This is a genomic window from Janibacter terrae NBRC 107853, assembly GCF_001591405.1.
GTDB classification, from domain to species: domain Bacteria; phylum Actinomycetota; class Actinomycetes; order Actinomycetales; family Dermatophilaceae; genus Janibacter; species Janibacter terrae.
In genome coordinates, this window is sequence record NZ_BCUV01000007.1 from 1,164,686 (window position 1) to 1,187,095 (window position 22,410).

Annotated in this window: 21 protein-coding genes and 1 riboswitch; of the genes, 6 read left to right on the forward strand and 15 right to left on the reverse strand. The window is 73.3% G+C overall.

Annotated elements, in window-relative coordinates:
• Window positions 1–9 precede the first annotated feature (9 nt).
• Window positions 10–909, forward strand: a complete 900-nt coding sequence (locus JT1_RS15295) for a ferredoxin family protein (RefSeq protein WP_068328434.1) — start codon at window positions 10–12, stop codon at window positions 907–909.
• Between the two features lie 32 nt (window positions 910–941).
• The gene (locus JT1_RS15300) at window positions 942–2,402 is read left to right on the forward strand and encodes a glyceraldehyde-3-phosphate dehydrogenase (protein WP_068328437.1); all 1,461 of its coding nucleotides are present in this window, start codon (window positions 942–944) and stop codon (window positions 2,400–2,402) included.
• Between the two features lie 151 nt (window positions 2,403–2,553).
• Here JT1_RS15300 and JT1_RS15305 read toward each other — a convergent pair whose 3' ends face one another.
• Complete coding sequence (locus tag JT1_RS15305; protein ID WP_169702029.1) at window positions 2,554–4,068, reverse strand: metallophosphoesterase family protein; 1,515 nt, start codon at window positions 4,066–4,068, stop codon at window positions 2,554–2,556.
• 72 nt (window positions 4,069–4,140) lie between these two features.
• Between JT1_RS15305 and JT1_RS15310 the strand changes: the two genes are divergently transcribed.
• Window positions 4,141–5,805, forward strand: a complete 1,665-nt coding sequence (locus tag JT1_RS15310) for an FAD-binding dehydrogenase (RefSeq protein WP_068328443.1) — start codon at window positions 4,141–4,143, stop codon at window positions 5,803–5,805.
• A 96-nt stretch (window positions 5,806–5,901) separates the two neighbouring features.
• On the opposite strand, the gene JT1_RS15315 is transcribed toward JT1_RS15310, so the two are convergent.
• Window positions 5,902–6,879, reverse strand: coding sequence for an NAD(P)H-quinone oxidoreductase (locus JT1_RS15315; protein WP_068328445.1), 978 nt, complete (start codon window positions 6,877–6,879; stop codon window positions 5,902–5,904).
• Window positions 6,879–7,166 (reverse strand): DUF4235 domain-containing protein, encoded by a 288-nt coding sequence (locus JT1_RS15320; RefSeq protein ID WP_255218340.1) that lies wholly within the window; start codon window positions 7,164–7,166, stop codon window positions 6,879–6,881. The genes JT1_RS15315 and JT1_RS15320 overlap by 1 nt, the downstream gene beginning before the upstream one ends.
• Window positions 7,167–7,293: 127 nt before the next feature.
• Window positions 7,294–7,396, forward strand: a riboswitch (TPP riboswitch).
• A gap of 79 nt (window positions 7,397–7,475) precedes the next feature.
• On the opposite strand from JT1_RS15320, the gene JT1_RS15325 reads away from it, so the two are divergent.
• Window positions 7,476–8,120 (forward strand): ECF transporter S component, encoded by a 645-nt coding sequence (locus tag JT1_RS15325; protein ID WP_068328450.1) that lies wholly within the window; start codon window positions 7,476–7,478, stop codon window positions 8,118–8,120.
• Between the two features lie 3 nt (window positions 8,121–8,123).
• Window positions 8,124–10,349, forward strand: a complete 2,226-nt coding sequence (locus JT1_RS15330) for an ATP-binding cassette domain-containing protein (protein WP_068328453.1) — start codon at window positions 8,124–8,126, stop codon at window positions 10,347–10,349.
• Between the two features lies 1 nt (window position 10,350).
• Here the strand turns inward: JT1_RS15330 and JT1_RS15335 are convergent, their stop codons facing one another.
• The 12 genes from JT1_RS15335 to JT1_RS15390 form a co-directional block, all read right to left on the reverse strand.
• Window positions 10,351–10,947 carry a hypothetical protein gene (locus tag JT1_RS15335; protein WP_068328455.1) on the reverse strand — a complete coding sequence of 199 codons (597 nt, stop codon included), beginning with the start codon at window positions 10,945–10,947 and terminating at the stop codon, window positions 10,351–10,353.
• A complete protein-coding gene (locus JT1_RS15340; RefSeq protein WP_068328457.1) occupies window positions 10,944–11,867 on the reverse strand; it encodes a PKD domain-containing protein in 924 nt (307 codons plus the stop codon). Before JT1_RS15340 ends, JT1_RS15335 begins: the two co-directional genes overlap by 4 nt.
• 10 nt (window positions 11,868–11,877) lie before the next feature.
• Window positions 11,878–15,102, reverse strand: coding sequence for a LysM peptidoglycan-binding domain-containing protein (locus JT1_RS15345; RefSeq protein ID WP_068328460.1), 3,225 nt, complete (start codon window positions 15,100–15,102; stop codon window positions 11,878–11,880).
• The gene (locus tag JT1_RS15350) at window positions 15,074–15,562 is read right to left on the reverse strand and encodes a hypothetical protein (protein ID WP_068328463.1); all 489 of its coding nucleotides are present in this window, start codon (window positions 15,560–15,562) and stop codon (window positions 15,074–15,076) included. Before JT1_RS15350 ends, JT1_RS15345 begins: the two co-directional genes overlap by 29 nt.
• Window positions 15,562–15,993, reverse strand: coding sequence for a TadE/TadG family type IV pilus assembly protein (locus JT1_RS15355; RefSeq protein ID WP_245634784.1), 432 nt, complete (start codon window positions 15,991–15,993; stop codon window positions 15,562–15,564). Before JT1_RS15355 ends, JT1_RS15350 begins: the two co-directional genes overlap by 1 nt.
• Window positions 15,990–16,436 carry a TadE/TadG family type IV pilus assembly protein gene (locus JT1_RS15360; RefSeq protein ID WP_068328466.1) on the reverse strand — a complete coding sequence of 149 codons (447 nt, stop codon included), beginning with the start codon at window positions 16,434–16,436 and terminating at the stop codon, window positions 15,990–15,992. Before JT1_RS15360 ends, JT1_RS15355 begins: the two co-directional genes overlap by 4 nt.
• A gap of 4 nt (window positions 16,437–16,440) precedes the next feature.
• Window positions 16,441–16,653, reverse strand: a complete 213-nt coding sequence (locus JT1_RS15365) for a hypothetical protein (RefSeq protein ID WP_068328469.1) — start codon at window positions 16,651–16,653, stop codon at window positions 16,441–16,443.
• 128 nt (window positions 16,654–16,781) lie between these two features.
• Window positions 16,782–17,693 carry a type II secretion system F family protein gene (locus JT1_RS15370; RefSeq protein ID WP_068328473.1) on the reverse strand — a complete coding sequence of 304 codons (912 nt, stop codon included), beginning with the start codon at window positions 17,691–17,693 and terminating at the stop codon, window positions 16,782–16,784.
• Window positions 17,690–18,553, reverse strand: a complete 864-nt coding sequence (locus JT1_RS15375; RefSeq protein ID WP_068328476.1) for a type II secretion system F family protein — start codon at window positions 18,551–18,553, stop codon at window positions 17,690–17,692. The genes JT1_RS15370 and JT1_RS15375 overlap by 4 nt, the downstream gene beginning before the upstream one ends.
• Before the next feature lie 8 nt (window positions 18,554–18,561).
• A complete protein-coding gene (locus JT1_RS15380) occupies window positions 18,562–20,184 on the reverse strand; it encodes a TadA family conjugal transfer-associated ATPase (RefSeq protein ID WP_068328477.1) in 1,623 nt (540 codons plus the stop codon).
• Window positions 20,181–20,975 carry a CpaE-like family protein gene (locus tag JT1_RS15385; RefSeq protein WP_068328478.1) on the reverse strand — a complete coding sequence of 265 codons (795 nt, stop codon included), beginning with the start codon at window positions 20,973–20,975 and terminating at the stop codon, window positions 20,181–20,183. Before JT1_RS15385 ends, JT1_RS15380 begins: the two co-directional genes overlap by 4 nt.
• The gene (locus JT1_RS15390) at window positions 20,975–21,742 is read right to left on the reverse strand and encodes an SAF domain-containing protein (RefSeq protein ID WP_068328483.1); all 768 of its coding nucleotides are present in this window, start codon (window positions 21,740–21,742) and stop codon (window positions 20,975–20,977) included. The genes JT1_RS15385 and JT1_RS15390 overlap by 1 nt, the downstream gene beginning before the upstream one ends.
• Before the next feature lie 125 nt (window positions 21,743–21,867).
• Between JT1_RS15390 and JT1_RS15395 the strand changes: the two genes are divergently transcribed.
• Complete coding sequence (locus JT1_RS15395; RefSeq protein ID WP_068328486.1) at window positions 21,868–22,359, forward strand: flavodoxin family protein; 492 nt, start codon at window positions 21,868–21,870, stop codon at window positions 22,357–22,359.
• Window positions 22,360–22,410: the final 51 nt, after the last annotated feature.

Consider the following 22,410-nt stretch of genomic DNA (forward strand, 5'->3'; position numbering starts at 1 on the left):
GTCGCCGAGGTGAGCCCCGACCCCTCCGCAGAGCACGTCCGGTGCTCGATCGCCGCCCGTGAGCGCGGCGACGTGCCGGTCGGCACGGCCGTGCCGGCGCGGTACTGGATGCTCGTCGCCCACCCCGGCCCGTGGCCGGTCAAACCGATCACCGCCCCGCCCCTCACCGAGGTGGGCGACGCCCTCGCGGCGGCGCTCGACCGCTTCGGTGCCCGGCTCCAGCTCATCCGGCGGCACGGTCGCCAGGAGCGCGAGGTCGTCGCGGCCGACGGCAACCCGGTCTTCCTCGTCGACGTGCGCCGCGGGCTCGTCGGACGGGCCACGTGGGAGCGGCCCGAGGACCTCGTCGAGCTCGCCGGGCGCTTCGACGACCTGCCCTCCCCGAGCGCCGAGCCGCTCTTCCTCGTGTGCACGCACGGACGCAAGGACGTGTGCTGCGCCATCGACGGCCGCGTCGTCGCGGCCGTGCTCGACGACGCCCTGCCCGGTGCCGTCTGGGAGACGACCCACCTCGGCGGTGACCGCTTCGCCGGCAACGTGACGATCCTGCCCGAGGGCTCGATGTACGGGCGCCTCGAGGGTGACACCGCCCCGCAGGTCGTGCTCGACCACCTCGACGGACGGGTCGACCTCGAGCGGTGGCGCGGTCGCTGCTCGTGGCACCCGGCGGCCCAGGCCGCCGTCCACGACGTGCTGCGCGAGGGTGAGGTCCGGCTGGCGGACATCGCTGTGCCGCAGGTCGACCTGATCGGCGAGGAGACGTGGCGGGTGACGGTCACGGCGGGCGGGAGGACCTCCCTTCGCCGGGTCACCCGGACGATGTCCGAGGCCCACGTCCTCACCTGCGCCGGGGTGCCCAAGCAGCAGGCCCTGTACGACGTGCGTCCGACCGACGGATCCGGCGTCTGACCCATCCACGCGAGCGACTATTCTCGGCGCCCATGACGACGACGCCGCAGACCACCGACGCAGCAGACGAGCATCTCGCCGACTGGGCAGACCGACAGGCCAAGGCCGAGGCCATGATCCCCGCCGTGGGTCGCCTCTACCGGGAGCACGGGGTGGTCACCTCGATCCACGGCCGGCCGCTCATCGGGCAGTCCTCGACCGAGATCCTCAAGGCGCACCGCTTCGCCCGCCGCGTCGACGTCGAGCTGACCCTCGACGACACGCTGCCGATGATCGAGGCGCTCGCGGCGCTCGACCTCGGTCCGGCCTCCGTCGACATCGCCCGCCTGCACCGCCGTCGCCTCGAGACCGGTGAGGGCCTCGCGCTCGAGGACTTCCTGCGCGCCGAGCTCGGTGACGTCGTCGGCGGCGGCTCCGGTGGCGGCAGCCGCCAGAGCACCGACGTCGTGCTCTACGGCTTCGGCCGCATCGGCCGCCTCCTCGCCCGCATCCTCATCGAGCACGCGGGCAACGGCCAGGGCCTGCGCCTGCGCGCCGTCGTTGTGCGCCGCGGTGCCGACAACGACCTGTCCAAGCGCGCCAGCCTCCTGCGCCGCGACTCGGTCCACGGGTCCTTCCCCGGCACGATCACGGTCGACGAGGACAACAACACGATCCTCGCCAACGGCACGCTCATCCAGGTTATCTACTCCGACAGCCCCTCGAGCGTCGACTACACGCAGTACGGCATCAACGACGCGATCGTCGTCGACAACACCGGCCGGTGGCGCGACGAGGAGGGCCTGTCCCAGCACCTGCAGTGCCCCGGCGTCTCGCGCGTCCTGCTCACCGCCCCGGGCAAGGGCGGCCTGCCCAACATCGTCAGCGGCATCAACGACGCGATGATCGGTGACAGCAAGGTCGTCACCGCTGCCTCGTGCACGACCAACGCGATCGTCCCGACGCTCAAGGTCATCAACGACGAGTACGGCGTGGTCGGCGGCCACATCGAGACCGTCCACTCCTTCACCAACGACCAGAACCTCATCGACAACTTCCACAAGGGTGAGCGTCGCGGCCGCTCCGCGGCCCTGAACATGGTCCTCACCGAAACCGGTGCCGCCAAGGCGGTCGCCAAGGCGCTGCCCGAGCTCGAGGGCAAGCTCACCGGCAACTCGGTGCGCGTCCCCACGCCCAACGTGTCGATGGCGATCCTCAACCTCACCCTCGAGAAGCCGGTCGAGCGCGAGACCCTCAACGACTTCCTGCGCCAGGCCTCGCTCTACGGCGACCTGCACAAGCAGCTCGACTACATCGACAGCCCCGAGGTGGTCTCCACCGACTTCGTCGGCAACCGCCACGCGGGCATCGTCGACGGCCGCGCGACCATCACCGCTGGCGACCGCGTCGTCCTCTACGTCTGGTACGACAACGAGTTCGGCTACTCGTGCCAGGTCGTGCGCGTCCTCGAGGAGATCGCGGCGGTCCACCCGCCGGTCTTCCCCGCGGTCTGAGCGGCGGCGGGGAGGCCGCGCCGCCTCAAGATTATCGGGTCACCCGAGAAACCTCGGGTTCGCAAGAGTTTCAAACTCTTGCTGAGCGGGGGTTTAACGGGTGACCCGATAATCATGGGGCCAGTGGGACTCGCGCCCCCGCCACCCCACCTCAGGGACGAAGGGGGCGGACGCTCAACTCGTCGCCGCCGCAGGTGCGTCCCTCGGCCGGGTCCTCGACGATCCGCGAGGCGTTGAGCACCGACAGCGAGTCGAAGCTCGGCCGGCCCTCGATGACCGAGCGGTACTGGTAGCGCACGAGGCGCTGGGCGCGGCAGGAGGAGTCGAAGGTCAGCACGTCGAAGGAGCTCGGCTGGCCGACGAGCTCGGCGTCGGGCCCACCGACGAAGTGCGACAGCGTCCCGCCGCCCGTGAAGGTGCCCACCTGCAGCCGGTTGCCGTCGAGCAGCGGGACGTGGCCGTGCCCGTGGACGCGCAGCCGGCCGGGGGCGTCGTCGAGAGCTGGTGCCTCGTGGGACACGGTGATGTCGGGTGGCTCCTGCTCGCCGAGCGCCTCGAGCCACCGATCACGCGCCGCGCCCTGGGCGTCGGTGGTGCCGTCGTCGGCGTCGCCGTAGTACCTCGGGTCGTTGAACCCGGCGATCCGCAGGCCGCCGATGTCGACCTCGCGGTAGCCGCCGTCGCCCGGCTCGAGCAGCTGCACCCCCTGCGTGCCCGCGAGTTCGTCGAGGAGCGCGGTGTCGCTCGGGCTGCTGCGGTCGTGGTTGCCGGCGACGAAGACGTACGGCACGCCGAGCGAGGTGATCGAGCGGTAGAGGTTGCTCAGGCGCGCCTCCTCGACGTGCCCGAGGTTGATGAGGTCGCCCGAGTCGATGACGACGTCGACGTCCTGCTCCTGCACGATCGTGCGCATCAGCGCGTACTGGTTGGCGGAGTGGATGTCGGAGACGAGCAGCACGCGCAGGGCCTCGCCGCCGGGGACCTCCTCGGGCGCGTACTCGTCCTGCATCGCGGCGGAGAGGGCGAGCAGGTTGCGCAGGTAGGGGGTCGCCTGGTCGGCGCGCTGCTCGACGTCGTCGAGGAGGCCGCGGTTGGCGATGGCCAGCTGGAGCAGCCCGGTCGAGTCGAGCGCGAGGAGCCGGTCGGCCTGGTAGGTGCGCTGCGCGGAGACCCCGGAGAGCGCGCAGGTGAGGGCGGCGACGGTGAGCGAGCCGACCGCCGTCCGGGGCGAAGGGAGTCCCCGTCGCCGCAGGCCGACGCCGAGGAGGACGACGCCGAGCCCGAGCGCGGCACCGGCGGCGAAGCGCAGGCCGACGCCCGTCGCGGCCTCGCGGATGACCCGGGTGCGTTCGTCGGGGCCGACGTCGAGGGCGCTGGCGTCGAGGTCGCCGGAGCGGACGAGCTCGGTGATCTCCGGCTTGACGCGCGGCGCGACGTCGACGCCCGGGGCCAGCCCGGAGAAGCGGGCCGACACGCTCCCGACGACCGTGTCCGTCCCGATCCGCGAGCGGTCGCCCCACCCTGGGGCGAGCCGCACGTCGGCGGCGTAGTACCCGGTCTCGACCGTGACGGGCCACAGCGCGGCGGTGACGAGCCCACCGGTGAGCGTCGCGGCGGCCACGAGCGCGGCCATGCCGGCGCGTCGCATCAGCTCGGTCCATCGCACCGCCCCACTGTAGGCAGACGGCCGCTGGCACCCACATTGCTACTTGTCGGTAACCGCGTCTAGGCTCACGGCATGAACGCAGATGCCATCGTCGTCGGCCACGGACTGGCCGGGCTCGTCGCGGCCGCGGAGCTCGCGGATGCCGGCCGACGGGTCCTCCTCGTCGACCAGGAGAGCGAGGCCAACCTCGGGGGACAGGCGCACTGGTCCTTCGGTGGGCTGTTCTTCGTCGACAGCCCCGAGCAGCGTCGCCTGGGCATCAAGGACTCCGCGGACCTCGCGCACTCGGACTGGATGAACACCGCCGGATTCGACCGGGACGAGGACCACTGGCCGCGCCGGTGGGCGCAGGCCTACCTCGACTTCGCCGGCGGGGAGAAGCGCGCCTGGCTCCACGAGCAGGGGATGCGCTGGTTCCCGATCGTCGGCTGGGCCGAGCGCGGCGACGGCTCCGCGCACGGCCACGGCAACTCGGTCCCTCGGTTCCACATCACGTGGGGGACGGGACCGGGGGTGGTCGCCCCCTTCGTCCGTCGTGTCGAGGAGGCGCGCGAAGGGGGCCTGGTCACCTACGCGCACCGCCATCGCGTCGACGAGCTGGTCGTCGAAGGGGGTGCCGTCGTCGGCGTCCGTGGCGTCCGGCTCGCGGCCGACCCGGCCGAGCGCGGTGTCGCGACCAACCGCGACCCCGTGGACGGATTCGAGCTGCGGGCGCCGGTCGTGCTCGTCGCCTCCGGCGGCATCGGCGGCAACCACGACCTCGTCCGGGAGAACTGGCCCGAGCGCCTCGGGACCCCGCCCCGGCGCATGGTCACGGGTGTGCCCGCGCACGTCGACGGCCGGATGATCGCCATCACCGAGGCCGCCGGAGGGCGCCTCATCAACCGCGACCGCATGTGGCACTACGTCGAGGGGATCCGCAACTGGGACCCGATCTGGGCCGGTCACGGCATCCGGATCCTGCCCGGGCCGAGCTCCATGTGGCTCGACGCCGAGGGCAACCGCCTGCCGGCGCCGCTGCTCCCGGGGTACGACACCCTCGGCACCCTCGAGCACCTGCGCCGGACCGGCCACGACCACTCGTGGTTCGTCACCAACCGGTCGGTCGCGGGCAAGGAGTTCGCGCTGTCCGGGTCGGAGCAGAACCAGGACCTCACCGGCAAGGACATCGGCGGCGTCATCCGCAAGCGCTCGCTCGCCGACGTCACGCCGTCGATGCAGGCCTTCCTCGACCACGGCGCCGACTTCGTCCAGGCCGACACGGTCGAGGAGCTCGTCGCGCAGATGAACGGGCTGGTCGAGGACGGTGAGCCGCAGCTCGACGTCGCGCACGTCAAGCGCCTGCTCGACGAGCGCGACGCGCAGCTGGACAACGCCTACTCCAAGGACGCCCAGGTCGCCGCGATGCGCGTGGCCCGCAGCTACATCGGGGACAAGATCTCCAAGCGGGCCTACCCGCCGCACAAGCTCCAGGACCCCAAGAAGGGACCGCTCGTCGGCGTCAAGCTGCACATCCTCTCCCGCAAGACCCTCGGGGGCTTCGAGACCGACCTGTCCGCGCGGGTCCTCGGGCACGACGGGGAGCCGGTCCGCGGGCTGTACGCGGCGGGCGAGGCGGCCGGCTTTGGCGGCGGCGGCCTCCACGGCTACCGCGCGCTCGAGGGCACCTTCCTCGGCGGGTGCATCTTCTCCGGCCGCACCGCGGGGCGGGCGATGGGCGCCGAGCTCGGCGACTGACCCCCTTCGTCCGGCCGCGGGAGCCCGCATTGCCCTAGGGGAATGCGGGCTCGCGGCTGCATTCCCCTAGGGCAATGCGAAGGGGGAGGGGTCGCGTCAGGCGGTGAGCAGGATCTTGCCGATGTGGCCGCTCGCCTCGAGCTCGCGGTGGGCGTCGGCCGCCCGGTCGAGCGGGTGCGTGCCCTGGACGATCGGGCGGACCGCGCCGTCCTCGATGAGCGGCCAGACGTGCTCGCGGACCGCGGCGACGATCGCCGCCTTCTCCTCAGCGGGTCGGGCGCGCAAGGAGGTCGCGATGACCGCGGCCCGCTTGCTGAGGAGCTTGCCGAGGTCGAGCTCGCCCTTGCGGCCACCCATGAGGCCGATGACGACCAGACGCCCCGACGTGGCCAGGACGTCGACGTTGCGGGGCAGGTACTTCGCCCCCATGAGGTCGAGGACCACGTCGGCGCCGTGGCCGTCGGTCGCGGCCCGGACCTCCTCGACGAAGTCCTGCTCCTTGTAGTCGACGAGGATCTCGGCGCCCAGGTCGCGGCAGACGTCGAGCTTGTCCTGCGAGCCGGCCGTCACCGCCACGCGCGCCCCGGCCGCCGTGGCGAGCTGGATGGCCATCGTGCCGATGCCGGAGGACCCACCGTGCACGAGGAAGACCTCACCGGGCTGCAGGTTGGCCGTCATGAAGACGTTGGACCAGACCGTGCACGCCACCTCGGGCAACCCCGCGGCGTCGGTGAGGGAGACCCCCTTCGGCACGGGGAGGAGCTGTGCCGCGGGGACCTTGACCTGCTCCGCGTAACCGCCGCCGTCGACGAGGGCGCAGACCTCGTCGCCGACGGACCAGCCCTCGACCTGCGGGCCGACCTCCCGGACCGTGCCCGAGACCTCGAGGCCCGGCAGGAGGGAGGCGCCCTTCGGCGGCGGGTAGTGCCCGAGGCGCTGCATGACGTCCGCGCGGTTGACCCCCGCGGCGACCATGTCGACGACGACCTCGCCGGGACCCGCCACGGGCGCGTCGACGTCGGTGACCTGCAGGACGTCGGCGTCACCGGGCTCGGTGATGGAGATGCCGCGCATCAGGAGACCTTGTCGAGCTCGCCCTCGAGGTTGCGCATCGCGTCGGGCAGGTGGCCCGCCGACTTCTTGTAGAAGTGGGCCGCCTGGCGCGTGGCCATCGTGCGCGCCAGACCCATCGCGAGGCCCGCGAGCGCGGCGAAGGCGATCGCCTCACCGATCGGGTTCTCCGGGTTGTTGGGGTCGATCGACTCGTCCCTGCCGGCGCGAGACCAGATGACCTGCACGATCTTGTTCGCGACCATGCCGGCCAGGATCGCCGAGCCCGTGCCGAGGATCTTCCAGACCATGTTGCCCACGTCGGTGTTCCCTTCAACGTCGATCGGTGGCCGACGGACTCGCCCACCCGGTACGGGTCCCACACTGCCACAGGACGCCCTCCCTGGTCCGCCGGGCCACCGGCCTCGGTATGCTGGTCGGGCACGACAGGGGAGCGCAGCAGCGCTGAGAGTGCGGGCAACCGCAGACCCTCGTACCTGATCCGGCTAGCACCGGCGTAGGGAGTCGAGTCTCAAGGGACGTCGTCGCCGGCACGACCCTGCGGTCGCGTCGACGACCATGGCCCTCCCTGTGGGTTACGACACAGGAGATGCACCATCATGACCACCACCACGTCCTTGACGGAGCGCGCCGCCGCGACCGTCCTCGCCACCCGCCCGCTCATGCGGTGGCGCACCGTCGACCTGCTGACCATCGCCTTCCTCGGCGTGGCCTTCGGCGTCGCCTACTGGGGCTACGGCCTGCTCTACAACGGCCCGATCTCCGCGCTCGGGCTCGCCTTCCAGCCCCTCTTCGGGCTCTTCGTCGGCTTCTGGTTCATCGCCGGGATCGTCGGTGGCCTCGTTGTCCGCCGTCCTGGCGCCGCCCTGGCCTGCGAGCTCATCGCCGCGATCGTCTCGGCCCTCTTCGGCAACCAGTGGGGCGTGACGACCATCGTCTCCGGGCTCGCGCAGGGACTCGGGGCCGAGATCGCCTTCGCGATCTTCGCCTACAAGGCCTTCGGCCCCGCCGTCGCGGTCCTCGCCGGTGCGCTGTCAGCGCCCCTGGAGTGGGTCTACGAGATCGCGTACTACTTCACCGACTGGACCTGGACCTGGAAGCTCGCCTACCTCCCGCTCATGGTCGTCTCGGGTCTCGTCGTCGCCGGCATCGGCGGGTGGCTGCTCACCCGGGCGCTCGCGCGGGCCGGCGCGCTCAACCCCTTCCCGCCCGGGCAGGAGCTCCTCGAGCGGCGGGCCGTCTGATCGGTGACCGCTGACCATGCGTCCGGCGGGGGGCGGGTCGAGGTCGAGGGCCTCACCTGGCGCCCCGTCGGACGAAGGGAGCCGGTCCTGCGGGACCTGCACCTCACCCTCGACCCGGGCGAGCGCGTCCTGCTCGTCGGGCCGAGCGGGTCGGGCAAGTCCACGCTGCTGCGTGCCCTCGCCGGTCTGCTGCTCACCGTCGACTCCGGTGACCTCACGGGGTCCGTCCAGGTCGACGGCCGGGCCCCCGGGGAGCGGCCCGGCACCGTCGGGCTCGTCCTGCAGGAGCCGGGCTCGGGCACCGTGGCCGCGACCGTCGAGCGCGACGTGGCCTTCGGCCTGGAGAACGTCGCGGTCGACCCGAGCGACATGCCCGCCCGCGTGGCGGCCGCGCTCGCCGCGGTCGGCCTCGACCACCTCGACCCCGGCACCCCGACCGGCGCGCTCTCGGGCGGGCAGACGCAGCGACTCGCGCTGGCCGGCGCCCTCGCCCTGCACCCCGCGCTGCTGCTCCTCGACGAGCCCACCGCCATGCTCGACGACGCGAGTGCCGCCCGGGTGCGCGAGGCCGTGGTCCGCGGCGCCGCCGGTGTCACGACCGTCGTCGTCGAGCACCGGCTGGGACCGTGGCTGCCGCACGTCGACCGCCTGCTCGTCCTCGGCCGCGACGGCCGGGTGCACCACGACGGACCACCACGGACCGTCCTGGCCGACCACGGGGAGGCACTCGCCGCAGACGGCATCTGGGTGCCCGGCGTGCCCGCGCCCGAGCCGCTCGCCGTCGACCTCGGTCCGCTCGCCGTCCCGGCCACCGACCCGGTCATCACGGTCGACCCCCTCGTCGTCGAGCGTCGGCGCAACCGCCTCGACGGCAGCAGCGAGGTGAGCACCGCCCTCGTCACGCACGCCCCGCTCGACCTGCGGGCCCACCGGGCCGCGGCGCTCACCGGGCCGAGCGGTGGGGGCAAGAGCACGTGGCTGGCGGTGATCGCGGGGCTCCTGCCCCCTTCGTCCGGGGGTGTGACGACGGGCGACGGCCGGGACGTGGCCGGGTTGCCGGCGACGGAGGTCGCGCCGCTCATTGGATGGGTGCCGCAGTGGAGCTCGAGCGCGCTCCTCGCGCGGACGGTCCTGGACGAGGTGACCCTGACCGGCGCCACCCTCGGCGCCCCGGACGAAGGGGGCGCCCGTCACCTGCTCGAGGTGCTCGGCCTCGCCCACCTCGAGTCCGCCGACCCGCAGACCCTCTCCGGCGGCGAGCAGCGCCGCCTGGCCGTCGCCGCCGCCCTCGCCCACGGCCCGGCCGCCGTGCTCGCCGACGAGCCGACGGTCGGCCAGGACCGGGGCACCTGGTCGGCCGTGACCGGGCTCCTCCTCGCGCACCGCGCCCGCGGCGGCGCGGTCGTCGCCGCCACGCACGACGCCGACCTCGTCGCGCTCGTCGACGAGACCAGGCCCGTCGTGCCACCGCCCGCGGCGCCGCCCCGGACCACCCCGCGTGCGGTCCTGTCGCGCTGCGGTCCGCTCTCCCTCTTCGCCGCCGCGGCCCTGCCGATGGTCGCGGCGGTCCTCTCGCCGGGCTGGCAGGTCTCGCTCGCGATCCTCGGGCTGCTCGCTCTCGGTGCACTCGTCGGTCTGGCCAACCGGCGCGGGTCGGGCGGCGGGTGGACCGACGCCGCGCGGTGGCGCGCACTCGGTATCCGGCTCGTCCCGGCGCTCCTCGGTGCTCTCGGCGTCGGGTGGTCGACCTGGCTCCTCGGGGCGCGCGAGGTCGACACGGCGCTGTCCGCGGCGACTCGGTTGCTCGTCATCGTCGTCCCCTCGGCGATCACCCTCGCCTTCGTCGACCCCGACGACCTCGCCGACCACCTCGCCCAGCGGCTGCGGCTGCCGCCACGGCCGGTCGTCGCCCTCGGCGCGGCGCTCCAGCGCGTGCAGTCCTTCGGCGAGGTGTGGGCCGAGATCGGGTGGGCGCGCCGGCTGCGCGGCCAGGGCATCACGTGGCGACGGCCGGGGTCGGTGCTCGCGCACCTGTGGGCCTCGACCTTCGGCATGCTGCTGCGCTCGCTCGGGTCGGCCGCGACCCTCGCAGTGGCGATGGACGCCCGGGGCTTCGCGACGGCGGGCCGGCGCACCTGGGTCTCACGGGCGCCGTGGACCCGGGCCGACACCCTCGTCGTCGTGGCCGCGCTCGTCCCGGTCGTGGTCGCGCTCGCCGCGCGGGCCTGACTCAGCAGGAGCCCTTGAGCTCCTCGAACCAGGCGATCTGCCACCCCGACGGGCTGGGCCACTGCCGGTTGATGACGTGGAAGCGCACCGGGTGCGGGCCCGGCCCCTGCGAACCCTCGACCTTGGCGCCGCTCGCGTCGACCGCGTACGTCGCGCTCTCGTCGATGCACCCGCGCACCTCGACGAAGGGGGCGACCGCAACCCCGCCCTTCGCGGGAGGGTCCAGGTCGATGTCGGTCGCCTCGGGGTCGGCGGTGAGCTTCGCCTGGCCGGACATCCGGTGGTGCTCGACGTCGAGCTCGCCGGCCTCGGCGACGACCGAGGTGGCCGCGCGCCCCTCGGCGAAGCCGATCGAAGAGGTGTCGCGGTAGCTCCCTGGGTCGCTGAGCACCGTGTTGCGGCCGCTCACGTACTGGTACACGGCCCCGCGGGCGCGCTCCTTCGCCACCTCCTCACCGGTCGGCGGCGTCGTCGTGCTCGAGCTCACGAGCTGTCGATCGATGGTCTCGTCCGGGTACTCCTCGCCGCACCCGGAGAGCAGGAGCCCGGCGACCGCGACGAGGACGAAGGGGGTGGCGCCCGCGTGGCGTCGGGTCACTTGGTGACCACCTGGTTCTCGCCGATGCGGACCCAGAGGGACTGCGGGAAGGAGAGCGTCGTGCTGTCGGGACCGGCCGCGTCGCGGAAGTCGATCTTCCAGTGCGTCGTGACCCGCACGAGGTAGTTGCCGGGCTTCTTGTACTTGTGCCCGCAGGTCGGCGTGCGGTCGCGCATGTACGGCATGAAGGCCGGGCTCTTCCCGCAGGACTTCGTCGTGCCGTCCCCCATCTCCCACACGACGTGGGTCACGCGTGCGTTGATGTAGTAGCCCGTCGACTCATCGGTCGCCTCGATCGGGCCCCACTGGGAGTCGAAGGGGGCGCGGGGCCACATCCACACCCACAGGCCGACGGGAGCCATGCGCCAGCCGTCGAAGCGGGAGTGCATCGGCACGGGGTTGGGGGCCAGACCGGGGTACATCGCGCGGAACTTGGTCCGCACGCCCCGCTCGAGATCCTCCTGCAGGTTGCCCGGGCTGTCGGTGCGCGGCTCGCGCACGGACCAGAAGGAGTCCTTGGGGACGACCTGGCCCTCGTCGTCCAGGCCGAAGCAGGTGTAGAGCTTGCCCCTGCGCTGCCACAGGGGGTCCGACGGGTCGGGCTGGGGGTCTGCGGCGAGGACGTAGCACTGCCGCTCGTTGCTCCAGGAGCCACCGACGGCGTTCTCGCAGGGGACGGCCTCGTGCTCCGGCGCTCCGCGGTTGCACGGCGGGATGACCTTGCCGCCGCCGCCCTTGCCCCCGTCGCCGTTGCTCTTCTCACCGCCGAAGATGATCCGGCAGCTGGCGTTGAGCCCGAAGTTCTGGCAGATGCCCGCGTCGCTCGGGGGCGCGGTGGCCAGCGAGGTGACGAGCAGCAGGAGGGTGACGCCGAGGACGCCGAGGAGCCGCTCGCGGCGCAAGAGGGTCGGGGCGGACATGTGGGCCTCCTCAGACCGCGTGGTGGGTGGTCGTCCGCGTCTGCGCCGCGGTGAGCTCGGGCAGGGTGGCGAGCAGCTGGAGCGAGGCCGCCTCGAGCTCGCGGTCGGCGAGGCGCGCGCAGTCGGCGAGGCCGACCGCCGCGGCCTCCACGGCGGGCAGGTCCCCGAGCTCGTGTGCGGCGAGCAGCTGCATCCGCCACAGGGCCTCGACCCCGGGCTCGACCGTGAGGCCGACGACGGTCGCGTCGAGGGCGGTCGCCCAGCGGCCCTCCATGAGGAGCCGTCGGGCGAGCTCGGTGGCCGTGGTCGTGATGGCGAAGACCATCTGGGCCCGCAGCGCCTCGGCCCACACGTAGTGGCGCGGGTGCACCCCGGCGAAGGGGCGGCCACGCACCAGGCCGAGCGCCTGCTCGAGGTGGTCGGTCCCGGCGACGGAGGGGTCGCCGGGGACGAGCCCGCGGAAGAGTCCCCAGTCGCTCACGAGACCCTCGGCGGCCGTGCGGCCGGCGTCGGGCAGAGGGGTCTGCACGAGCCACTCGCCGAGGCCGGTGAGCGCGCGGTTGCGCACGAGCACGTGGTCGTGCTGGGCCCGGTTGGGCCACAGGGCGTCGTCGACCTCGCTGCCGCTCGCGCACGGGTGGAGGTTGACGAAGGCGGCGAGCTCGGTGAGCCGCATGCGGTGGGCGGCGGCCACCTCACCGACGTTGTCGATGTCGACCGGCCCGAGCACGCGCAGGACCGGCGCGTGCGTCGGGGCGGCGAGCTCGCGGACCCGCTCCGGGAAGGCGATGACCGGCGGCAACGGCGTACCCGGGGTCGGGGTGATCTGGTTGGACAACCAGTGGGGCGCGCTCGCCAGGGCGGTGAGGTCCAGGCCCCCGGTGCGGCGCACCGTCGGGACGTCGTCGCCCGGCGTCGACGAGCTCTGCGCCACCGGGGTGTGGACCGGCGTGTTCCAGCGGACCGGCGTCCCGTGGGCGACCCGGTCGTGCGACTGCGAGCGGCGCACCGTGGGGGCGTCGTCGACGGGCAGGTCGGCGGAGGGGTTGACGATGATGCCGGGCGCGCCCATGGCGGCCGCGGCCTCGCCGATGCTCGCCAGGGTCGGCTCGCCGTCGGGGGGCGCCCAGCGGTCGGTCGACGGGGCGACGAGGGCGAAGAGGTCGGCGAGCCGGGCGGCGTCGTGCTCGCTGAGGCGCTGCGGGTGCAGCTGCAGGTATGCCGGGGAGAGGACCGCGGTGCTCGGGTCGTCGGCGATGGTCAGCGCGTCCGCACCGTCGGGGGCGCTCGTCGCCGCGTGTGCGAGCGCGACGCGGGGGGAGGAGGCCACGGCCGTGTCGAGTCGGCGGCGGTCGCGGGCGTCGAGGTCGCCGCTGACGATGATGACCTCGCGGGCCGTCGGGCTGATCTGGACCTCCACCGAGAGGGTGTAGGTCGCCATGTCGGGCACGAAGCGCACCCGGGGGGAAGCGATGACCTGCTCCAGGGACGCATCGCCCCCGATGACCGTGACGGTCGTCGCGTCGGACCACGGGGCGGTCGCCAGCGCCAGCGTCATCGCGGCCAGGGTCTCGCGGGTGTGCTCGCCGGCACCCACGACCGCGAAGGTGCGGGCCTGCGCGAGGTTGACGAGGACCTGGGCGCCCTCGTCGTCCTGGCCGACGACGACCAGGGACGGGAAGGGGGCAGCGACCTCGGCGAGTGCCTGCCGGTCGAGCGTCACGGCCCGGTCGACGGCGAGGGTCCACAGCCGCGGGTCGGCGGTGGAGGTCCACGGCGCCGGCAGCCGCATGGGGTCGGCGAGCTGCACGTCGAGCTGCTCGCGGGTCATGCGGACCGAGTACAGCCCGGGCAGGGCGCGGCCGGCGTCTGCTGCGGATGCGGCGACGTGGCGCAGCGCGAGGTCGATGCTCTCGGCGGTGTGACGGTCGGCCGCGAGCCGCAGGTCCCGCTCGAGCCCGGTCGGGTCGGACCGGTCGGGCGTGCCCAGCCGCGCTGCGTGGCGGCGCCGCGCCAGGTCGACGAGCGCGACGAGGCCGGCGGCGGTGAGGCCCGACAGGCCGAGGACGGTGCTGCCCCACTCGTCCGCGGGGTCTCCGGCGAGCGTCGGGTCGAGCGCACCCCGGTCGGTGTCGTCGGCGTCGTCCGCGGTGGTGTCGGCAGCGGTGTCGCTGCCGAGGTTCGCGGCCGCGGTGTGGATGGTGGCGCCGGACCCGGCGCCGGCACCGGCCGCACCCGTCGTGGCGTCCTTCGCAGCGGGGTCGGCGGCGGAGTCGGCGGTGGTGTCGGCGGCGGGCGGCGTCGTGGTCGCCGAGGCGTCCCCGTCGCCGGGCAGCTGGAGGGTCCAGCCCGGCTTGATGAGGTCGGGGTCGGTCAGGCGGTCGCCGTCCGGCTGCTCGACCGAGCCGGTCGCATCGACGATCTCGGTGTAGCGGTCGCCCGACCCGAGCTCGTCCTCGGCGATGTCCCAGAGGGTGTCGCCCGCCTCGACGGTGCGGGTGTCCTCCGAGGGAGCGGTGTCGCTCGCTGCGTCAGCGGGCAGCTGCAGGGTCTGGCCGGGTGAGATCCAGTGAGAGGCCGGGATGGTGTCCCGGTTGAGGTCGACGATCTCGGTGTAGCGGGTGCCGTCACCGAGGCGCTGCTCGGCGATCGACCACAGGCTCTCGCCCCGGGCGACCTCGTGGCTGACGCTCTCGCGGGTGTCGCTCGCCCGGTCCGCGGTGGGGGCATCGCTCGCGACCTGGTCCGCCACGGCGCCCGCAGCGGAGGTGGCCGCGAGACCACCTGCGAGGGCGGTCGAGGACGCTGTCGTGGACCCGACGTCGCCCGGCATGGGGGCGGCGCTGGCGGTCGCCCAGCTGCCGACCGCGGGGAGGCTGACGAAGAGCAGCGCCGCCGTGCCGACGACGTAGCGGGCGATGCCCTGCGGGAGCGAGAGGCCCGGCAGCTGGGGCACGTCGGTGCCGAGCAGCCGCGCCACGACCTCGAGGACGATCGAGAGGACGATGAAGAGCCATGCCAGCCACGCGGCGTAGCGGAAGATCGTGATGAGCACGGCCCCGTCGTCCGGGGTCGTGACGGCGTCCCACATCTCGGCGGGGGAGACCCACCGATCGGGGACCGGGCCGGCGCCGATCTGGGACATCAGCCAGGGGAAACCGACGACCAGCAGGAGGATGCCGACCAGGGCCAGCAGGCCCTTGGCCCTAGCGGCAGGAGCCGTACGCTTGTTCACTGGGGTCGTACTCCTCTCCTGAGAGGTCGGTGCGGTACTGGTAGGCACTCGCCTCGCCGGTCAGCTGCTTGGAGCCCGCGCCGACGGCGCCGAGGAAGATCGGGTCGTACGTGACGCTCGTGCGCACGGTGATGGCGTGGCCACCGTCGGTCACCTGCACGGACTCGAGCCTGACGTCGGTGGGGTTGTCGGCCATGAACTCCTGGGCGGCCAGCCGGGCCAGGGGAGCCGGCACCTCGACCTCCGCGCCCTGGATGGCGCACCCCTTGTCGATGGCCTGCCCCGCGTAGCGGGCTGTCTCGGCGGCGACGTCGTTGGCGCGCTGGAGGGCGCGCACCTGCCCGCCCCCGTCGACGACCAGGCCCACGAGCGGGATCGTCGCGATGACGGCGGAGACGAAGTAGGTGCTCAGCGAGCCGCGCTCGTCGCGCAGCCGCGTCCGGGACGTAGGGAGGGACATCAGCGCTCCCGGTAGGTGTCGACGGGGCTCTTGGCGGAGGCCTCGACCGTGCGGGCGCCGTCGATCCCCGGGAGACCGAGGCCGCTCAGGTCGACCTTGCAGGTGACCGTGGCCGTGACGGACTGGCCGACGACGCCGGGATCGGTGTCCTTGCCGGTGAGGTCGAGGGCGACGTCCAGCTGGGTGCACTGGGTGCCCTGCTCGTCGAGGACCCGGGCCGCGGCCTCGCGGCCACGCTCCTCGGAGTCGCCCCCGCGCTCGATCGTCACGCTGCGTGCGGCCGCGCTCGCGGCCGACTGCATGGTCTGGTTGGCGATGGCGAGGCGCCCGCCCATGACGAGCAGCCCGAGCAGGAGCATGAAGGCCGGACCGAGGATGACCAGCTCGATGCTCGCCGAGCCGCGGTCGCCGGCCCATCGGCGCGGGGTCACCACGTGACACCACCCCCGGAGTCCTCTGCCCCGGTGAACTCCTCGATCGGGCGCGTGGAGGACTGCTCGACCGTCGGGTCCCACCCGGGGACGAGCGACATCGTCGTCCCGCGGACCTCCACGGTCACCGTCCCGGCGACCTGGTCGCGCTCGATCCGCACCTCAGGACGTTCGAGCAGGCCCTCACCGCCGGCCTTGCGGGCGAAGGCCAACGCGGCCGACCTCCCGTCGGCGTCGGTGGCCCGGAACGCGGCCGCTCCCCGCGCGCCGTCCTGGGCCGCGGCCATGGCCACGGTGCGGCCCTGGTAGTACACGGCGCCCTGGACGGCGAGCAGCAGCATGCTCAGGGCGAGGGGCAGGAGGACGACGAGCTCGAGCGTCAGCGCGCCTCGGTCGGAGCGCCAGCGCTCCGACCGTGATCGGCGTCCCCTGCCTGCGGTCATGTGATCAGTTGATCTCGCTGGTCTTGCGCTGGACGAAGGTCTTGATCGCGGTGAAGACGATGCCGACGACGGTGATGGCCGCCACGGCCCAGAGCACCTGCTCGATGGTGATCGACCCGCGGTCCTGGCGGGCGCGGTCGATGACGTCGGCCTGGCGGTCGAGGTAGTCCATGGTCTGGGCGCCCAGAACCTGGAACGTCGCGAACAGCTGGATCATGGTGAGTGCTCCCGGATGACGTGAGGTGACGCCCGGGGCTGGCGTGTCCCCCCGGACGGGCCCAAGGCTATCGGAGTCCTCCCGGGGACCCAAGGAGAGAACTCCCCGTCATCGCACGTCGACGGGGCTCAGGTGCCCCAGACCTCGAGCAGCGCCGGTGTGACGAGGATGATCATGAAGATCAGACCCAGCGCCGACATCGGCAGGGACATGCGCTCCCCGGTCGCGTTGGCCTCCGCGAGGGCGGAGTTGAGCTCGGCGGTCCGCATGGACTGCGAGCGGGAGCGCAGGGTCGCGTAGACCTGCGCCCCCTCCTCGCCGGACAGGCGCATGATGTCCGCCAGGTCGGCGAGCTCGGGCAGGCCCAGCTCGTCGGAGAGCTTGCGCAGGGCGTCCCACGGGGGCAGGCCCGACCAGCGGGAGCGCGCCAGCTCGGTGGCCAGGCGCCGGAAGACCCACGAGTCGCCGATGTTCGCGGCGATCTCCATGGCCTGCCGCGGCCCCGACCCGCTGTTGCGCTCCAGGGCCACGAGGTCGATGTACGAGGCGAGGGCGCGGCCGAACTCCTTGCGGGCGGCCTTGGCGTCGTCCTTGATGTTGTAGTCCGGGAGGAAGAACATCGCGATGGCGCCGACGACGCTGGCTCCGGGTGCCACGATCCACGGCAGGCCGAGGCCGAAGGTCTGGAGGATCAAGATCACCAGCACGGGCAGGAAGGCGCCGAGGATGGCGAAGAGCACCTTCTCGCCGTAGAAGCGGTGGACCGGCACGCGCATCAGCGCCAGCTCCCGGTACGGCGGGGCGGCCAGCGAGTCGAGGGGCAGCGTGCGCATGGCCCAGCGGCCGAGCCGGTCCCGGGAGTCGCCGTCGGTCTCCGTCTCCGCTGCGACGGCGGCGCCGGAGAGGCTGCGGTCGGAGGAGAGGCGGTCGAGGGCGGTCGCCAGGTCGACCTGCGCGGGCCGGATCCGCCAGATGAGCAGCGAGACCCCCAGGCCCACGAGGGCACCCGCGAGCATCGCGATCTGCAGGGACGTGGTCACGGCTGGGCCTCCCGGGCGACCTCGTTGCCGATGAACCGAGGCAGCTTCTTGCCCTTCGCCATCGACTTCATCCACACGAGCGCGGCGACGTAGGCGGCGAGGAGCACGGCGAGGAGGAGCTGGCCGATCCCGCTGCGGTACGGGTCGAGCATGTCCGTGAAGAAGAACAGCACGACGAGGACCACGAGCGTGATGATCGTGACCCAGCGGGCGGTGGCCCGTGGCTTCGCCCGGTCCGCCTCGACCATCCGGCGGGAGCGGACGTCCTCGCCGACGGAGACGGCCACCGACTCGAGGACGCTCGCCAGGCCCGCACCGCGACGCTGGGCGCCGAGCAGCAGGTTGGCGGCGAGCAGGTCGCCGGTCGAGTCGTCGAGGTCGTCGGCGAAGGCGCGCAGCGCCTCCTCCGTGGGCCAGCGCGCCCGCAGTCGGGCGGCGAGCAGGTTGACCTCCGGCTGGATCTCCTTGGGTGCCGACCGCAGCGTCGCGACGATCGCCTGCTCGAGGCCGACCCCGACGGTGAGGACGCCGGCGAGCGAGCGGGTCCACTCCTCCATGGCCTCCAGGCGGTCGACCTGGGCGGCGGCGTCCCCCGAGCTCAGCAGCCACGGCAGGCCGATGATGGCGGCGGGGATGAGGACGATGGCGATGACCCACCCGGTCACCAGGGCGAAGAGGAGGCCGGCCAGGACCCCGACGATGATGATCTGCTGCGTCCGTCGCGGCAGCCGGTCCCACGCGCTGTCGCGGGCACCCGCGGCCACCTTGACCTTCTTGGCTCGCGGTGGCACCTTGCGCAGGCCCTCGACGAGGAGGATCAGGCCAGCCACGACCAGGGCGCCCATGAGTGCCCCGATCATCCAGGGGCTCACGGTGCGCCCGCCCGGGCGAAGTACCCCTCGATGTCGAACCCCCACCGCGCCAGGGCCCGGTAGTCGTCGGGCAGGATGCCCGGCGTCGGCGGCCCGCCGTGCGGGCTGGGCTGGAAGACGTGGGTGGTCGCCGGACCGTCCTCGCCGGGATGGATGACGATGATCTCGCTGATGTAGCGCTCGCGGCGCGCCTGGCCGTCCTCCGTCGGGGTCGTGTCGAGCTGGACCTGGACGATGACGTCGATGTGCTCGGCGATCGCCCGCTGGGCGTACGCCTCGGTGACGTGCGAGCCGGCCTCCATGGCGCAGGTGACGAGCTTGCGGATCGCGCCGATGGCGTTGGCCGAGTGGGTCGTGCTGATCGAGCCGGACCCGGACTGCATCGCCTTGATCATCGCGAGGACCTCGCGACCGCGGACCTCACCGACGATCTGCCGGGAGAGGTTGAACCGGAAGGAGTCGTAGAGCAGGTCGTCGAGCGGGATCTCACCGGCCTGACGACCGTCGGGGCCGACCTCCCCGGACCCGGGGCGGGACTCCCACGCCACGATGCGGCGGTGCTTGTCGGGCAGCTCGTGCAGGTGCAGCTCGTACTCGGTCTCGAAGGTGCCGATGCGCTCCCACGGGTCGAGCTCGGCGCACAGGGCGCGGACCATCGTCGTCTTGCCGGCGCCCTGGGCGCCCGCGACGACGATGCTCTTCTTCGCCTTGACGGCCGCCCGCAGGAAGGAGACGGCGACGGAGTCGAGCATCCCGCGCGCGGACAGCTCCTCGAGCGTGATCTCGCGCAGCCGGTGGCGACGGATGACGAGCGAAGGGCGCGGCGTCACCCACGCGGTCGCGGCCAGTCGTGCCCCGCCGTCGAGGCGCATGTGCAGGCGCGGCTGCGCCTCGGAGAAGGGACGGGCGTTGACCTCCGAGCGCGAGGCGAGGAAGACGAGGAAGTCGATGAGCTCCTGGTCGTTCTCCGCGACGGGCGGGCCGGGGCGCAGGGTCCCGTCGGTGTACTCGAGGAGCACGTTGTCGCAGCCGGTGATCTCGATGTTCTCCACGCGCTCGTCGTCGACGAGGGGCTGGAGCCTGCCGAGGCCGAAGAGGGCGTCGAAGACGGCCTGACCGATGCGGTCCTGCTCGTCGATCGACCACGCGCGGCGACCGACGGCGAGGTTGTTGGCGGCCGTGGTCTGCAGCAGCTCGACGATGATCGAGCGGCCGAGCTCCCGCTGCGCCGCGGGCTCGATGTGCTGGCGGTCCTGCAAGGCACCGGTGAGCATCTCGGAGGCCTGCGTGCGCAGCTCGGCCACCTGCGACCAGTCGACCTCGCTCGCGTGGGCGACGTCCGCGCTCAGCCGCTGGGCGGGGACGGTCGGGAGCGTCGCAGTGGCGGGCATGGAGGGCATGGAGGCCGTGGCACTCGCGGGCGCCATCCCCCACGTGGGCGGCGGGGGTGTGTGCTCGGGGGCGGCGTGCCGGTCGTACGGCGAGACGGAGCCTGCGCCGGCGGCGAGACGCTGCGCGACCTCGTCCCGAGGGTGGGTGCGCTCGTCCGGGTCGGGCTGCGCGGCGAAGAGCGGCAGGGCGGTCGGGTCGTCAGGGCGGCCGCCGGGAGGGGTGGTCACTGGGTCCCCCCTTCGTGGACGCGCTGGCCCAGGCGTTGGCGGTTGCCCGCGATGAGGCCCTGGACCGAGCTCACGGTCGCCCGGAGCGAGCGGTTGAGCGGGCCGGTGGCGAAGTTCTTCCTCGGGCGCGTGCCCGCGTAGTACACGGACGCCGCCTCGGGGTCGAAGGGCAGCTCGGCGATGACCGGCAGCCCGAGGACCGAGCGGATCTCCCGGCTGGTGTACGGCCGGCCCGGGCCGACGAGCAGGACACCCAGCTGGTGCGCGGCCCCGACGGAGGCCATCTGCTCGCGGAGCGAGTGAGCCCAGGCGCGCGCACCCGCGACGGCCGGCAGGTCGCTCCGCAGGACGAGCAGCGACATGTCGGACGAGCGCACGATCGGCAGCGGCGCGTGGGCCAGACCGACGCGTCCGGCGTCGACGACGACGTCGACGCCGCGCTGCTCCATGCCGCGCAGGACCCCCGAGAGCGGTTCCCACAGATTGGTCATCGACGCCGCCTGCTGGTGGGAGCGGATGCCGGGGACGAACTCCACGGACGACCCCGGCAGGGTCATCGACACGGTGGCGATCGCGGAGCCGAGGTTGCCGACGCGGTTGGCGACGGCGAGGTCGAGCAGCCCGCGGTCATGGGCGGTCTGCCCCTGCAGGTAGCCCGCGAGCACCGACGAGGACCCCGACGGGTCGGCGTCGACGAGCATGACGTGGCGCTGCCAGGCGAGGGCCAGCCCGAGCGAGGAGACCGTGACGCCCGGCGAGCCCGAGGCGGAGAAGAGGGTGACGACTGCCATCAGCTGCTCGTGCTGCTCGAGCTCGGGGACGTGGACCCGGTGGACCCCGTGTCCTCGGAGGCACCGGCGTCCGAGCCGGTCTGCGCGGACGCGACCTGGATCGCGACCTCCTGCCGGGAGGCGGCCGCGGTGATGGCCTTGGCCTGGCTCTCGGGGACCTCGACGTCGACGAGGCGGGTCTGGCCGTCCTCCGACATCCGCGCGCTCAGGACGTACCCGGCGACCGGCTCCTGCGGGGCCCCCGCGTCCGCGCTCGCCGGGACGATGACGACCTCGATCGGCTCGCCGTTGCGCAGCTCGCCGGCGATGGACTGCCCGGGCATCAGGGCGAGACCGACCTCGCGGTGCCCGGCGCGGGGGGCGATCTCCGCGGCCACCGACTCCCGGGTGACGAGGGACCCCTTCGCCATGTCGACCGTGGCGTAGGTGCCGACGATGACGCCCTGCTGGCTCCACAGGACCGGGGAGATCGCGCCGTCCCGCTTGAGCTGGGTGCGCACCAGGTCGGTCTCCTGGATCTGCTCGCCGCGCTGGACGTCCTCGCGCACGGCGACATAGGACTCGGTGCCGGAGAGCGACGACAGCAGCCACGCGCCGAGGAGCGCGCCCAGCGCGATGAGCAGGACCGAGAGCGCGACGAGCATCGGGCGACGGCGCAGCTTCGGCGGCTCCGGCGCGGTGGCGAGCTCGACGTTGCTCGAGTCCTTGCCCGAGCGGGTGCGTCGGGTGGCCTGCTCGGGGGGCGGCTCGGGCGTGGGGGCGGTCATCGGTGGGTCTCCCTGGTGCGTACGTGCCCGAGGGAAGTCGTCGGCACCGCCCCCGGATGTCCGGGTTCAGGCTAGGGCACGGTGGGCACGTGGTCATCCGCGGGCGACGCGGGCACGATGGGGACATGTCCCGTCTGCTCGTCGTCCACCACAGCCCGACCCGGTCCACCCGCGCCCTGCTCGACGCGGCCCTCGAGGGCGCGCACCACCCGGACATCGCCGGGGTCGAGGTGCAGGTCGTCCCGGCCCTGGAGGCGACCTCCGACGACGTCCTCGCCGCCGACGGGTACCTCCTCGGGACCCCGGCCAACTTCGGGTACATGTCCGGGGCGCTCAAGCACTTCTTCGACTCGACCTTCCTCCAGGTCGGTGGCGCGCTCGACGACTCCGGCGGCGGTGACCCCACCGGCGCCGGGCCGACCGCCAAGCGGCCCTTCGGTCTGTGGGTCCACGGCCGCTACGACGTGACCGGTGCGGTCCGCGCGGTCACCTCCATCGTCGGTGCGCTCGGCTGGCGGCAGTCCGCCGACGTCCTCGAGGTCCTCGGCGACGTCGACGAGGCCGCGCTCGAGCGCGCCCGCGAGCTCGGCGGGACCCTGGCCGCGCTCCTGGCCTGAGGGCGAAGGGGAGCGCTCCCCATTCCCCCCTGCGTCACCTCTCCCTACGGT